The sequence below is a fragment of the Streptomyces sp. NPDC050433 genome (assembly GCF_044458565.1).
Lineage (GTDB): Bacteria > Actinomycetota > Actinomycetes > Streptomycetales > Streptomycetaceae > Streptomyces.
Genome location: NZ_JBITIB010000036.1, coordinates 1 through 13,749, shown reverse-complemented (window position 1 = coordinate 13,749; position 13,749 = coordinate 1). Strand labels below are relative to the sequence as shown.

8 protein-coding genes are annotated in these 13,749 nt (G+C 71.8%); 4 read left to right on the top strand and 4 right to left on the bottom strand.

Features of this window, described 5'->3' with window-relative positions; translation table 11 throughout:
* Window positions 1-58: 58 nt before the first annotated feature.
* Window positions 59-1,591 (bottom strand): sporulation protein, encoded by a 1,533-nt coding sequence (locus ACIBLA_RS32525; protein WP_363245198.1) that lies wholly within the window; start codon window positions 1,589-1,591, stop codon window positions 59-61.
* Between the two features lie 585 nt (window positions 1,592-2,176).
* Here ACIBLA_RS32525 and ACIBLA_RS32520 point away from each other — a divergent pair.
* Entirely contained in the window at window positions 2,177-4,273 is a 2,097-nt protein-coding gene (locus tag ACIBLA_RS32520) for an asparagine synthase-related protein (protein ID WP_363245199.1), read from the top strand.
* Window positions 4,274-4,315: 42 nt separating this feature from the next.
* Here ACIBLA_RS32520 and ACIBLA_RS32515 read toward each other — a convergent pair whose 3' ends face one another.
* Together ACIBLA_RS32515 and ACIBLA_RS32510 are read right to left on the bottom strand one after the other, a co-directional pair.
* Complete coding sequence (locus ACIBLA_RS32515) at window positions 4,316-6,325, bottom strand: sigma-70 family RNA polymerase sigma factor (RefSeq protein WP_399200713.1); 2,010 nt, start codon at window positions 6,323-6,325, stop codon at window positions 4,316-4,318.
* A 570-nt stretch (window positions 6,326-6,895) separates the two neighbouring features.
* The gene (locus ACIBLA_RS32510) at window positions 6,896-7,714 is read right to left on the bottom strand and encodes a helix-turn-helix domain-containing protein (RefSeq protein WP_363245201.1); all 819 of its coding nucleotides are present in this window, start codon (window positions 7,712-7,714) and stop codon (window positions 6,896-6,898) included.
* A 335-nt stretch (window positions 7,715-8,049) separates the two neighbouring features.
* Between ACIBLA_RS32510 and ACIBLA_RS32505 the strand changes: the two genes are divergently transcribed.
* Both ACIBLA_RS32505 and ACIBLA_RS32500 read left to right on the top strand, forming a co-directional pair.
* Entirely contained in the window at window positions 8,050-9,534 is a 1,485-nt protein-coding gene (locus ACIBLA_RS32505) for an NAD(P)/FAD-dependent oxidoreductase (RefSeq protein ID WP_363245202.1), read from the top strand.
* 137 nt (window positions 9,535-9,671) lie between these two features.
* Complete coding sequence (locus ACIBLA_RS32500; protein WP_399200711.1) at window positions 9,672-11,429, top strand: SpoIIE family protein phosphatase; 1,758 nt, start codon at window positions 9,672-9,674, stop codon at window positions 11,427-11,429.
* Here ACIBLA_RS32500 and ACIBLA_RS32495 read toward each other — a convergent pair.
* The gene (locus tag ACIBLA_RS32495; protein WP_363245210.1) at window positions 11,426-12,703 is read right to left on the bottom strand and encodes an MFS transporter; all 1,278 of its coding nucleotides are present in this window, start codon (window positions 12,701-12,703) and stop codon (window positions 11,426-11,428) included. The genes ACIBLA_RS32500 and ACIBLA_RS32495 overlap by 4 nt on opposite strands.
* 150 nt (window positions 12,704-12,853) lie before the next feature.
* On the opposite strand from ACIBLA_RS32495, the gene ACIBLA_RS32490 reads away from it, so the two are divergent.
* On the top strand, window positions 12,854-13,396 hold the full coding sequence (locus ACIBLA_RS32490) for a MarR family transcriptional regulator (RefSeq protein ID WP_363245204.1): 543 nt from the start codon (window positions 12,854-12,856) through the stop codon (window positions 13,394-13,396).
* Window positions 13,397-13,749: the final 353 nt, after the last annotated feature.

The following is a 13,749-nucleotide window of genomic DNA, read 5'->3' as shown; positions in this document are numbered from 1 at the left end:
GGTACTACGCGTGTCCCTCATCGTTCACCGAGCATTCGGGCGGCGGCCCCGCCCGTTCCTACGCCGGCGCCACCAGCAGCGGGCGCGCCCGCTCCCGCAGCTCCGCGACCCGCGGCTCGTCGCCGTACGGCTCAAGGCGGTGCAGCAGGTCCCGCACGTACTCGGTCGTGCGCGCCGACGAGATCCGCCCCGCCACCTCCACGGCACGTGTCCCCGCCGCGCACGCCGCGTCCAGATTCCCGGACTCCAGCTCGGCGACGGCGCTCACCACCAGGCGTAAGCCGTGCGACCGCGCGAACTCCTCGGTCGGCCGGGACAGCGCCTGCTCGTTGAAGCGCCGCATCTGATGCGGCACCTTCAGATCGCGGTAGCACTCGGCGGCGTCGGCGGCGAAGCGGTCGTACGAGTAGAAGCTCAGCCAGCTGGGATCCGCGTCACCCGCCCGCGAACGCTCCAGCCAGCCCTCCGCGGCCTTCAGCGCCGCTCCGGCCGCCGCCGCGTCGCCCGCCTTCGCGTGCGCGCGTGCCTCCACCAGCCGGAAGAAGCTCATCGTGCGGGCCGTCGCGAGGCCCCTGTTGCGCTCCAGCGCGGCCTGGGCCAGGTCGACGCCCTCGTCGGCGAAGCCGCGATACGTCGCCTGGAGGGACATCGAGGCCAGCACATAGCCGCCGAGCGGCACGTCGGCCGCCGCGCGGGCGAGCCGCAGAGCCTGGATGTAGTACCTCTGCGCGGCCTCCTGTTGTCCGGTGTCGAAGGCCATCCACCCGGCCAGCCTGGTCAGTTCGGCCGTCGCGCCGAAGAGACCGCGGCCGACCTCGTCGCTGTACGCGGCGAGCAGCAGCGGCGCCGCGTCGACCCGCAGACACTCGGGCACCATCGACGAACGCCAGTCGCCACCCCCGTACTTGGAGTCCCAGCGCCGGGCGTCGGCCGCCGCCTCGCGGAGCTTGGCGACATCGCTGTGCCCCACGCGCAGTGGCGAGACCTCGCCATCGGCCCCCGCGGCGCCCGCGGGCCCCGCCGCGCCGGGCGCGAGGGCCGAGGCGGGCGGACCGGTCAAGGCGCCCCCGCCGTGCGCCGCGTGCGCTCTCCGTGCCGCCTCGGCCATCGCCGCATCGCGCGCGACGGACGAGTCGGCGGGCGATATCAGCCACCGCGAAGCGGGCGTGGCGTACGCGCTGACCGCGAAGGAACCGGCCAGTGACTGCCAGATGCCACCGCTGCCCGCCCGCCGGCCCGCCAGGTCCAGCCGGTACAGATCGGTCGCCGACCTCACCGCCTCGCCCACGTCGCGCGGGAAGGCGAGACCCACCTCCGGCGCGGGATCGGCGTCGGCCAGGCCGATTTCATGCAGTGGTACGGGACGGCCCAGCTTGGCGCCGATGGCCGCGGCGATCAGATGGGGCGCGGCACCCTGCGGCACCATCCCCTTCGAAACCCACCGCGCCACGGAGGTCTTGTCGTATCGAAGCGTCAGACCGCGCTGCGACCCGAGGTCGTTGACCCGCCGGGCGAGACCGGCGTTGCTGATTCCCGCGAGGGCGAGAACGGTGCCGAGTTTCTCGTTCGGCCCGCGTAGCTCCCTGGACATGCGCCACCCCTCGACACACAGACGGCCGCCCCGCCGACCCCTCTTGTGAGGGACCCCGTGGCATTCGTAAACACAGCGTAGTTCGCCGCATCCCTACCGTTAAGGGGCAGACATCCGGATGGCGGGATTGTTGTCCGCACACGAGTACGTGTAAAACTCGCCCCCGCTCGAACGTGCTCCGGGTGTGTGGCCGTGCGCCCGGCTGTGCGCTCTTGGCCAAAAGAGGCCGTGAGCGCTTCGATGAGTGCTGCGTGGGTCGGCCCACTGCGTACTGGAACCAGTGGGCTGGGGGACACCGCCGCCTCATTTCCCCGCGGGTGGCGGATCGGTCCGGGAGGCGAAGACGCCTCCCGGACTGTACGTTTACCGACATTCTGTCGGCGCATCGGGCTCAGAGAATTGGCTGAATGCTGTCTGTCCGACCTGAACCCTCCACCGCCCCAATTGTCCTTTGCCAGGGGCGCGTTCGCATTTCGCACTCCCTCACCTGGTCCCCTCCTGTGTGCCGTTGTCGTGGCAGCATGTTCACGAACGACTGACGACGACGACGGTACGACTCTTGATCCACAGGCTGTGGAGGCGGCGATGCGCTGGTTGGTGGGGTGGAGCAGTATCGCCGCGAGCTTCGGCACCGCGGGCTCCGTGGGCGATCAGTCCGAGGGCCGGTCGGTCCACCCCGTCGGGTCCCAACTCCTGTGGGGCGACCCGGATCCGCTGTGGGCCGTGGGCGACTGGCGGGACGACGAAGTACGCGTCGTCAGTGTCGACGCCTTCACCCGGCTCGCCGTGTTCGGCTGCTGCGGCGCCACCGACGAGCAGCTGAAACTGGGCCTGTTCGCGGCGCGCGGCGGCGCCCTGCGCCATCTCACCGCCTGGCCGGGCAGTTACACGGCCGTCGCGCAGATCGGCAGACGGATCACCGTCGCGGGCGATCTGGCGGGCGCCAGACCCGTCTTCCACACCCCCTGGGCGAACGGCACCGCGTACGCCACCGCCGCACTGCCCCTCGCCGACCTCATCGAGGCCCAGCTCGACATCGGGCACCTGGCCGCGCTGCTCGCCTGCCCCGAAACGCCCGAAGCACTGCGCGACTCCACGCCCTACGCGGGCGTCAAACGCGTCCCGCCAGGACACGCCCTCGTGCTGCGCGAGGGCTCCCGCGAGATCACCGGCTACGAACAGGTCGCCTCGCTCGCCGTCGCCGCACCCCAGGTCGACCCCGAACGGGCCGTCGAGGGAGTCAGGGACGCCCTCGTCGAAGCCGTACGGGCCAGACTCCTGGCGCCGCGCCACGCCCCCGAGACGGTGCCGCCCGACCCCGGACCGGTGCCGGGCATGGGGCCCGCCGACCGGCGCGCCGCCCGCGGCGGACCCGTCCCCGGCATCGGCGCCGACCTGTCGGGCGGCAGTGCGTCGGGCACCCTCGCCCTGCTCGCCGCCGGCCTGCCCGGCGCACCCGGCACCGTCCTCGGCCACGGCACCGGCGCCGGCGAACGGCTCCTCGCCGTCACCTTCAACGACCTGGCCACCGGCGGGCGCGAGGCCGAGCTGGAACGGGCCCGCGCCATGGCCTCCAACCCCCGGTTGCACCACGTGGTCGTCGCCGAGGGCGAAGAAGCCCTGCCGTACGCCGAGTTGGAAGGCCCGCTGACCGACGAGCCCGGCCCCTCCCTCGTCACCGCCGAACGCCACCGCCGCCGGCTCGCCGCGGGCAGCGCCGACCACTTCACCGGGGCCGGGGCCCGCGAGGTGCTGGACGCCCACCCGGCGCGCCTGGCCGACCTGCTGATCGACCGGCGCCGCCGCGACCTGCTGCGGCCGGCCACCGCGCTCGCCAAGGCCCAAGGGCCCGCGGCGGGCTCGCTGTTCGTGCCGGTCACCGTCTACCGCGCGGCCCGCCGCCTGGCCCGTACGCCGTACCGCACCGGCCTCGAAGAGGCCGCCGCCCAGCTCCCCGGCGCGCACCGCGACCGCAACGCCCCCGCTGCCGACGGGCCGTTGGGTGCTTCCCTCGCCGCGCTGACCTGGTCGCGGCCCGGACCGGCGGCGCGCTGGCTCACGGGGGAGGCGCTGGCTGAAGTATCGGTTCGCCTGACGGCGGCTGCGATCCGCCCGACATCCGTCCAGCGGCCAGGAGAGGCCCGCGCACGGGCCGCGCTGGCCCGGCACGCCGCCGATCACCGCATCTTCGAGCAGGCCGCCGAGATCCGCAGCCAGCGGCTGCACGCGCCGTTCTTCGACAACCAGGTGGTACGCGCCTGCCGGGCGCTGCCCGAATCGCTACGGGTCCAGCCCGGCGCCCGCTCCGACATCCTGCGCGCCGTCCTCGCGGGGGCGGGCATCCACGACCTGCCGCCGGGCTGGGGCGCCACCACGCACGCGACGTCCGTCGCCGCGACCCGCACCGGGATGCGGGCGGCCGTCAACGACCTGATGGCCCTGTTCGACGCGCCGCTGCTCGCCGACGCGGGCCTGATCGAGGCACGCGTGGTGCGCAAGGCGCTGCGCAAGGCCGCCGAGGGCGAGCCGATCCCGCTGGACGGCATCGCCGACCTGGTCTCCACGGAACTGTGGCTCAGGCGGCTGCTCTCCCGCCGCGGCACCTGCTGGACGGGTTCGGCGGCGCCCCGCCAACGCGCGGTGGCGGGCGGCGTGATGCCCCGCCCGACGCTGCATCCGTAGGAGGACGGCCGCAACCGTTGGCAGCGAGCCCGGACCGCGACGTCAGCCGCAACTGATCCTGGACTGCGCCCAGTCGGCCACCGCCACCCGGTCGAACGGCGTGTGCGGTTCGACCACCAGTCGGATGGTCGTCCGGCCCCCGATCCCCACGCTCACCGGCACCGCCGCCTCGCCGCCGCGCACCACCGGGGACCGCCAGAGCCGGCCGCTGTCGCCGTACACGGAGAAGCGCACCGCGCCGAGCCCGAGCGTCATGTCGTCGACACCGACCAGCGCCTGGTAGGTGGCGCACCGGCGGTTCAGCTCGATGGTCACCGAACTGCGCGCGTGCACGGACGCCCCGTGCCCGTACCGGGTGCCGCCGACCGACATGCCAGGGCGCTGCCAGAGCCAGCTGCTCTGCCCGATCCGCACCTCGGGCCCGGACCCGTCACCCGTCACGTCGTACTTGAGCTGGTTCACCTGGTACACCCTCGGCGGAGGCGGAGGCGGAGGCGGAGGCGGCGGAGCCGGGACGGGCGGTTCCGGGCGGTCGGCCGGCGGCTTCGGGGGCTCGGGCTTCGGCTTCGGCTTCGGCGGTGTCGGCTTCGCCTTCGTCGGCGTGGGGCTCGGCTTCGGCGAGGGCTTCGGCGAGGGCTTCTCCGGTGGTGCCGGCCGCGGAGCAGGCGCGGGCGCGGCAGGCGGCTTCGGCTTCGGCGGCGGCGCGGGCTCCTCGGGTACCACGGGCTGGACGACCGGCGGCTTCGCCTTCGGTCTGTCGGGAACCTCGTCCCCGGTCAGCGCCCACACCAGCCCCGCCGCCGCGGCGAGCGCGACCACGGCCGCGATCCCCGCCTTCATCGGCGCGCCCAGCCCCTCGGCCGCCGCGCCACCCGCCGCTGCGCCTCCTGCCGACCCCGACGCACCACCACCACCCGCCGCAGCCGCCGCCCCACCCGCACCGGCCGCGCCCGCCGCCCCGCCGACGACGACCCCGGCGGCCTTGAGCGAGTACCCGGCGGCGAGCCAGCCGATGACCGCGATCGGCAGCACCGCCGGAATCCCGGCGTTGACATGCGCCAACTCGCCCGCGACGAGACGGCACTTCGCGCACTCGTCCAGGTGCTTGCGCAGCCCGCGCTCGGCCCGGATCCGCAGACCGCCGCGCGCGTACGCGCCGAGCCGGTCGGCGTACTGCGCGCAGTCGCCGGCCGAGGCCACCGCCGAGTTCACATGCGCCTGGAGATACGCCTGCCTGAGACCCTCACGCGCCCGACTGGCCAGTACGGCCGTGGCGTTGGCCGTCAGACCGAACAGCGGCGCGACCGCGCTCGGCGACTCCTCCTCGACGGTGGTGTGCCAGAGCACCGCCTGCCAGCGCTCGGGCAGACTGCGGAACGCCTGCATGGCCAGCGACCGTTCGGCCTGGTGCATGGCCCGCACGTCGGCCCCCAGGTCCAGGGTCTCGTCGTCCGACACCTCGGCCGAGCGGGCGGACTCGGCGGCGAACACCGCGAAGTCCTCCACCAGCTGCTCGCGCTTGGCGGTCTTCGTCCACGCGGCGGCGACGCGCCGTACGGTCGTGAGCAGATACGCGCGCACCGCCTGCTCCGGCCCGGCGCCCCCGCGCACCGCCTGGAGCGTGCGCGCGAAGACCTCCGCCGTCAGGTCGTCGGCGGTGTGGGCGTCCCGGCAGCAGGTGCGCGCGTAGCGCAGTACGGCCGCCGAGTGCCGCCGGTACAGCTCCTCGTACGCGCCGTCGTCGCCGGCCCGCATCCGCTGGATCAACCCGGCGTCCGAGGGCGGCAGATCGACGCCCGCTCCCTCGACGAGCGCGTCGGCCTCGACCGTCCCGGCAGCGCCGCCCTCGCGCTGCGGCGGCACACTCGGGTCCGCCTCGCCCTGGGAAGCGGCGGGAGCCACAGGCCTGACGGGACCGACCCGACCGGCAGCCCCGGACGAAGAGGAACCTCCGGGCCCACCCTGGCTCGGCACCTGCCCGGCAGGCCGCCCGCCCGTCCCCGTACCGCCGGCGCCGCCACCCAGTGGCTCGTCCTGTCCGTCACCGCTCATCGCGGAAGCCCCCGTAGCGTCCTGCAGACCCGAAACACCGAGTCAGCGTGCCACAGCGCCCCCCACCGCCAAACCGCTCCTGCGGACTGAGCGTGAGTGAGCCCGCTCAGCCGCACGCCCCGAACGGTCTTGGGCGCACTGGTCCCCGGCGTTCTCAACTGACGCCATACCCGGCGTCCCAGATCGAAGGATCACGTTAACCCGGTCGGACCAGCGCTCCGCAAGCCGCAAGCGGACGAGCACACGATCGAGCTAATTCGGCGTTGTGCGCGCTCCTTGGCGAGTCGCTACCAACCCCTGTTGACAGCGACCACCCTTTCGTGATTCGCCACCGAAACAGGGCGCCGGCCCGTGCCCCAACGCGAAGGATTCAATGAGCCATGCCGCAAACGCCGTTCACCAGGATGTTCCGCACCGGACACGCCCGGACAGGCCCTGGTCATGCAGCGCGACGCGCGGGCTCACACCGGAGGCGGCGTGGTCGTCGGGCGAACTTCCGTCCGACGGCCGCCCCACAGCCTCAAGTTGACGCTCCGGACACCAACGGCATCCGTCGGACAGGCCCCGGCCTCACGCCGCGCGGGACCGAAGCCCTTCGAGCAGGATGTCCAGCAGCCGTGCCGAAGCCGCCGCCTGCTGCGCCGCGTCCGGCAGCGCGGGCGCCGCCGTGGCTATCACCAGCAGGACATCGGCCACCGTCACGCCGGGCCGAAGCTCGCCGGCCGACCGCGCGCGCTCCACCAACTGCCCCACGACATCGAGCAGTTCGACCGTGCCCGAAGCCGGGTCCACCAGGCCGTCGCCCAAGGACCCCGCCGAGCCGGCGGTCTCCGCCGCCCCCAGCGACACCGAGGGGTGCTGCCCGGCGTGCTCACCGGGACCGACCACCCGCAGATCCGGGTGCCCCGACTGCCGCTGGTGCGGCACCCGTGTCCCGTCCGCCGTGTCCGGGACGACCGTCGACTCGTCGACGTCCACCCCGACTCTCAGCACCTGCGGCGGCAGCAGCCTGCCCGCGCCGGATGCCACCGACGTCCGCAGGAAGCGGGCGAGCGCGGACCACGGCTCGTCCTCCTGCCCCAGAGCCGCCCGCGCCTGCTCCGTCAGCCGGGAGGTCTCCTCCTCGGCTATCCGCCGGACCAGCACGTCCTTGCTGGGAAAACGTCGGTAGACCGTGCCCACCCCGACCCGGGCGCGACGCGCCACGTCCTCCATCGGCGCCCCGTAACCGAGTTCGCCGAACACCTCACGAGCCGCCCGCAGGACGTGCTCCAGATTGCGCTGTGCGTCGACACGCAGCGGAGCGGCACGGCCGATCCCGCCCGCGCCGGTGCGTCCGTTGCCGTCAACGGATACGACGGCCTGCCAATGAGAATCCTGGATGTGCATAAGCGTTCCCCCGGTAATGACGTCTCCCCCCGGAGACCTCCCCGCCTGACAGCCGGGGCCGTACGACCAAGTCACGGTCGACACCCCCGACGAAGTACGAACATAGTTGAGCCCCGGGGAATTCAGAAGGGGGTGGTTCCGCACAGTGCGCCCCCCGATCGGAGCAAGGACCGGAAGATGCCTGATTCGGCACTCTCCCACCCCCGGGCCCATACCCCCTGACCTGCGAACCTTCGCTGCCGCAGGGGGATTTGCCCACGTGGGGCGGCCGAGGGGCTCCGGTCACACAATTTGCCGGGGCTGTGGACAAACCAAGGAGCCCGTTGCCTCATGGGGTGGTGAAGGCAGAGATCTCCCGGGGGACGACCCCCGCACCACCGCCCCGCGCACGGGTTCTCGTCATCGGCGGCGGCTACGTCGGGATGTACACCGCGCTCCGGCTCCAGCAGAAGCTCAAGCGCGGCGAGGCGGAGGTCGTGGTCGTGTCGCCCAATGCGTACATGACCTACCAGCCGTTCCTGCCCGAGGCCGCGGCCGGCTCGATCTCACCACGCCATGTCGTCGTACCGCTGCGCCGCGTCCTGCCGGACTGCACGATCATCGTCGGTGAGGCCAGATCCGTCGACCACGCCAAGCGCGTCGCGACGCTCACCACCCTCGCGTCGGAGGAAGAGGCGGCGACGAGAGCGACCGCGAGCGGTCCGGTTCGCAACAGCCCGGCCACCGGCGGCTCCACCGCCACCAACGGCTCCACCGCCACCGGCGGCCCCGCCGACCCGCCCCCCGGCTCCTTCGAGATGACGTACGACGAACTCGTCCTCGCCCCCGGCTCGATCTCCCGCACCCTCCCGGTCCCCGGACTCGCCGAACACGGCATCGGCTTCAAGACCGTCGAAGAAGCCATCGCCCTGCGCAACCACGTCCTGGAGCAGATGGACATCGCCTCCTCCACCCGCGACCCGGAACTGCGCGACGCCGCACTCACCTACGTCTTCGTCGGCGGCGGCTACGCGGGCGTCGAAGCGCTCGCCGAGCTGGCCGACATGGCCCGCTACGCCACCCGCTACTACCACAACGTCAAGGCCGACGATCTGAAGTGGATCCTCGTCGAGGCCTCGGACCGCATCCTTCCCGAGGTCGGCCACGACATGGGCAAGTACGCGGTCCGCGAGCTGCGGGCCCGCAACATAGACGTACGTCTCGAAACGCGGCTCGACTCCTGCGAGAACAGGGTGGCCGTACTGAGCGACGGGACCCGCTTCCCCACCCGCACCGTCGTGTGGACGGCCGGCGTCAAACCGCACCCGGTCCTCGCCGCCACCGATCTGCCCCTCGACAAACGCGGCCGGCTCATCTGCACGGCCACGCTCGCCGTCGACGGCGCCGAACACGCCTGGTCGGCCGGTGACGCCGCCGCCGTCCCCGACCTGGCGGCGGACGAGCCCGGCGCCGAATGCGCTCCCAACGCGCAACACGCCGTCCGCCAGGCCCGCGTACTGGCCGAAAACATCGTCGCCTCGCTACGAGGCGAAACACCGCGCGACTACCGTTACCGGTACGCAGGTTCCGTCGCGTCGCTCGGTCTCCACAAGGGCGTCGCGCAGGTCTACGGCCGTAAACTCAAGGGATATCCGGCCTGGCTGATGCACCGCGCGTACCACCTCAGCCGCGTCCCCACCTTCAACCGCAAAGCGCGAGTACTGGCGGAATGGACCCTGTCCGGCCTCTTCAAGCGGGAGATCGTCTCCCTCGGCTCCCTGGAGCATCCACGTGCCGAATTCGAACTCGCCGCCGGACGGGAACGCCCCAGAGACGTCTGACGTCCGATGTCAGTGCGGTCGGCCACACTGAACGTGTGACCATAGGTGGGTTCACATCTGCACAGAGTGATTCCGCAGAGAGCGATCCGGTAGCCCACCAAGGCGAACAGCAACGACACCATGAGGCCTGAAAATCCGTGAATTTCACGCGTTGGAGCGCCCGGCTCCCCGGTACACAGCGCCGCATCGCCGCGCGAACGGACGGTGGAGAGGCGCACTCGTCGGGTTCCGCCAGTTCCGTGCCCGCCGCCCGTGGTGAATTCGAAGGACACGGCGAGCACACGGAGAGAAGAGACCGAAAGGACGGAAGAGGCAGAAGAGACGCGAGAGACATCGGCCCGAAGGGAACGGGAATCCCCGCGCTCGAAGAGCTGGCCGTCCGCGACGTCCTCGACGGTCTCCCCGCCCTCGTCGCCCTGGTGTACGGCCCCGATCACCGTGTCGCGTACGTCAACGACGCCTACACCGACGCCTTCGGACCACGCGAGCCGGGCACGACCGCGGCCGAGAGCTGCCCCGAACTGGTCGAGCTGGGCCTGATGCCCCTCATGGACCAGGTGCTGCGCAGCGGAAAGCCCCGGACGGTCAAGTCCCGCAAGGTCCAGTCGGTCCCAGTCGGCACCACCCACGCCCTGGCCAACGGCGCCGCCGTGGCCCGCGACGGCTCCTACACGGTGACCTGCACCCCCGTCGACACCAGCGGCTCCCGCGGGGTCCTCATCTTCGCCGCCGACGTCACCGACCACGCCGAGGCCACCGAGCGGCTGCGCGCGAGCGAGCGCAGACTCCGCGAGACCGCCGTCGCCCTCCAGCGCTCCCTCCTCCCACAGGAGTTGGAACAGCCCGACGACCTGCGCGTCGCCGCCACATACCAGCCGGGCGGTACGGACGCGGCGGTCGGCGGCGACTGGTACGACGTGATCACCCTCGGCGCCGGCCGTACGGCCCTGGTAATCGGCGACGTCATGGGCCGCGGCGTCCGCGCGGCGGCCGTCATGGGCCAGCTGCGCACCGCTGTCCGCGCGTACGCCCGCCTCGACCTGCCGCCGCACGAAGTCCTGCAACTGCTCGACGGACTCGCCGCCGAGATCGACGCCAGCCAGATCGCCACCTGCGTCTACGCCGTCCACGACCCCAACGAGGGCCGACTCGTCTACGCGTCGGCGGGCCATCTGCCGATCCTCGTACGCGCCGAGGACGGCACGGTCGCGCGCGCCGCCGACCCGACGGGCCCTCCGCTCGGCACCGGCGGCTGGATCCACACCTCCGGCACGATCGACCTCGCGCCCGGCTCCACCGCCGTCCTCTATACGGATGGTCTCGTCGAGCGCCGCAGCGAGGACATCGACGAGGGCGTGGCCTCCCTGGAGCGCGCGCTGGCCGGCGCGAAGGGATCGCCCCAAGTCGTCTGCGACCGGCTGATCCGCGCGATGGGCGTCACGGCCGAGCACGACGACGACGTGGCGGTCCTGGTCCTCCAGCACCCCGCGCGCACCGGCCAGGCCGCCGAGCTTTTCCACAACGCCGCGCTCGATCTCCTCGGCGGCATCGAGGCGGCCCCGCGCGCCCGCGCGTTCGCCTCGGGAGTGCTCGCCTCGTGGCGCTTCCCGGTCGAGCTGAGAGACCTGGGTGTGCTCGCCACCAGCGAACTCGTCGCCAACTCCCTTCAGCACGGCACGCCGCCCATGCGCCTCAGACTCCGCCGCACGGACCGCCGGCTGATCATCGAGGTCACCGACGGAGACGACCATCTGCCACTGCGCCGCCATGCCGAACCGGCCGACGAGGCGGGCCGCGGCATCTCGATCGTCGCGACGATCGCCTCGTCCTGGGGCTCGCGCCGTACACCGGGCGGCGGCAAGGCGGTCTGGTGCGAGTTCGCGCTCCCTCATTAGGAGGCGACGACGACCTCCGGCTTGTGCACGGCGACCACGCGCGACTTCTGGTGCGCGAGTGACGGCTGGTCCTGTACGGGGGTGAGCCGTCGGCCCAGCCGCAGCGCCAGCACGCTGACGCCGAGCGAGAAGAGCACGAACGTCACGATGTACGGGCCGTGCAGCGCGGCCCCCATCGGCCCGCCCACAGCCGGCCCGACGGCCAGCGCGAGCTGCTTGACCAGCGCGAAGGCGGCGTTGTACTGCCCGATCATCCCGTCCGGCGCCAGATCGGCCACCAGCGGAGCCACGGTCGGCGACAGCATCGACTCACCGAGCCCGAACAGCGCGTACGTGGAGATGAAGGCGGCGGTCGCCATCGTCTGGCTCCCGTGCCCCAGGCCCGCGTACCCCGCGATGATCCAGGCGACCGCCCAGATCAGTCCGACCGACGCGATGACCCGGCTCCGCCTGCGCCGCTCGACCAGCCGGAGCACGACGAACTGCGCGACGACGATCACGGCGGTGTTCGCGGCCAGAGCGACCCCCAGCGTCGACGGGTCGATCCCGGCGGCCTCGGTGCCGTACGCGGCCAGCCCGGACTCGAACTGCCCGTAGCAGGCGAAGAACAGCACGAAGCCCAGCACACACAACTGCACCATCGCCCGATGCCCGAGCAGCGCCCGCAGCCCACCGCCCTCGGCTCGCCTCGCCTCCTTGGGAGACACGGCGGAGGACATACGGGGGAGCCGGACCGACCCGGCGATGGCGGCCAGCAGGAGGAACATCGCGGCTTCGATGCCGAACAGCAGGGTGAAGCTCCCCGGCCTGTTGACGTCGACGAGCTGCCCCCCGATCAGACCACCGACACCGAGCCCGAGGTTCTGCAGGAAGAACTGGGTCGCGAACGCCCGCGTACGGTCCGCCGGCGCCGAACACCACACGATCATCGTCGCGAGCGCGGGCTGCATGACCGCGGTACCGGCGCCGAGCAGCGTGGCCGAGAGGACGGCGGTCGGCACATCCGCCGCCACCCCCATGCCCACGGCACCCAGGGCTGCCAGCACCGCACCACCCACGACGACGGGCAACGGGCCGCGCCGGTCGATCACCCGACCCGTGAACGGCAGGACGACGAGCGCGGCCATGGCGAAGACGGCCAGCACGGCCCCCGCCGTACTCGCCCCCAGGTCCCGCACCTGGGCCACATACACATAGAGATACGGGACGGTGAACCCGAGCCCGAACGCGCTCAGCGCGTTCCCTGCCTGGATCCGGCGCATCGCGGCGCCCATCACCCTGGTCACACTCACCTGCCTTGGAGGAAGAAGAAGACTGAAGACTGGAAGAGCTGAAGCCTGAAGACTTCAAAGCTAAAGTTAGAACCTCAACAATACACATCGAAGGACTTCAACGCGAACGATGCGCGTGCCATACTGCGCCGCATGTCAGACACCCCCGAGGAACCGAGCCTCGACGAACAGATCGCCGCCTATCAGCGAGAGTTCGACGACCTCGACCCCCAGGTGGAGCAGGTTGTCTCGGCGCTCGGCCGGCTCAACCGCCGGATGAACGTGGCGTACGGGCGACAGGTCTCCGACCTCGGCATCAGCAACGCCGAGTGGGAAGTCCTCAAGACGCTGGTCCTGGCGGGAGCCCCGTACCGCCTCGGTCCGGGCGAACTGGCCAAGCGCCTCGGCCTCACACCGGCGGCGATGACCCACCGCGTCGACCGCATGGCGGGCGAGGGGCTGGTCACGCGCGACCGGGACGAGAGCAACCGCGTCCGGGTGATCGTCGAGCTGACGGACGAGGGCCGCACGAAGTGGCTGGAGGCCATGCGGATGGCCTCGGACTTCGAGGAAGACCTGCTCCAGGACCTCTCAGGCAAGGAGCGCGGGGTACTCGGAGAGCTGCTGACCCGCCTCCTCCGCCGCGTGGAACACGCGCAGCCGGACGCCGGAGGGCGCCTGACCGACCTGGACTGACCTGGGACTGACCGGAGTTGACGGAGGGCGAACGGCCCAAGTTGACACCACCAGACCCGGTCCGTAAGGTTCTTCGAGTTGTCATAGAGCCGTAACGGTTCTACGACACACTCCGGCCGCTTGAATGCGGCACACAAACTCTGCGGGACCCCCTCGATCGGGAACAATTTCGGCATGCCGAAATCCATTACCGGGACTCGATTTGTGAGACGACGGGGAAACGGGCTAGAGTTTGAAACGTCGGAACGGCCGCAGGGTCGGAAAGACAAACCCGCTGACTGGGAATCAGACACCGAAAGGTTCTGATAGAGTCGGAAACGCAAGACAGCAAGACCGAAGGGAAAAGCCCGGAG

Coding starts and splice junctions, on each gene's coding strand:
- ACIBLA_RS32525 (WP_363245198.1), bottom strand. CDS start 1,591: ATGTCCAGGGAGCTACGCGGGCCGAACGAGAAACTCGGCACCGTTCTC.
- ACIBLA_RS32520 (WP_363245199.1), top strand. CDS start 2,177: ATGCGCTGGTTGGTGGGGTGGAGCAGTATCGCCGCGAGCTTCGGCACC.
- ACIBLA_RS32515 (WP_399200713.1), bottom strand. CDS start 6,325: ATGAGCGGTGACGGACAGGACGAGCCACTGGGTGGCGGCGCCGGCGGT.
- ACIBLA_RS32510 (WP_363245201.1), bottom strand. CDS start 7,714: ATGCACATCCAGGATTCTCATTGGCAGGCCGTCGTATCCGTTGACGGC.
- ACIBLA_RS32495 (WP_363245210.1), bottom strand. CDS start 12,703: ATGGGCGCCGCGATGCGCCGGATCCAGGCAGGGAACGCGCTGAGCGCG.
- ACIBLA_RS32490 (WP_363245204.1), top strand. CDS start 12,854: ATGTCAGACACCCCCGAGGAACCGAGCCTCGACGAACAGATCGCCGCC.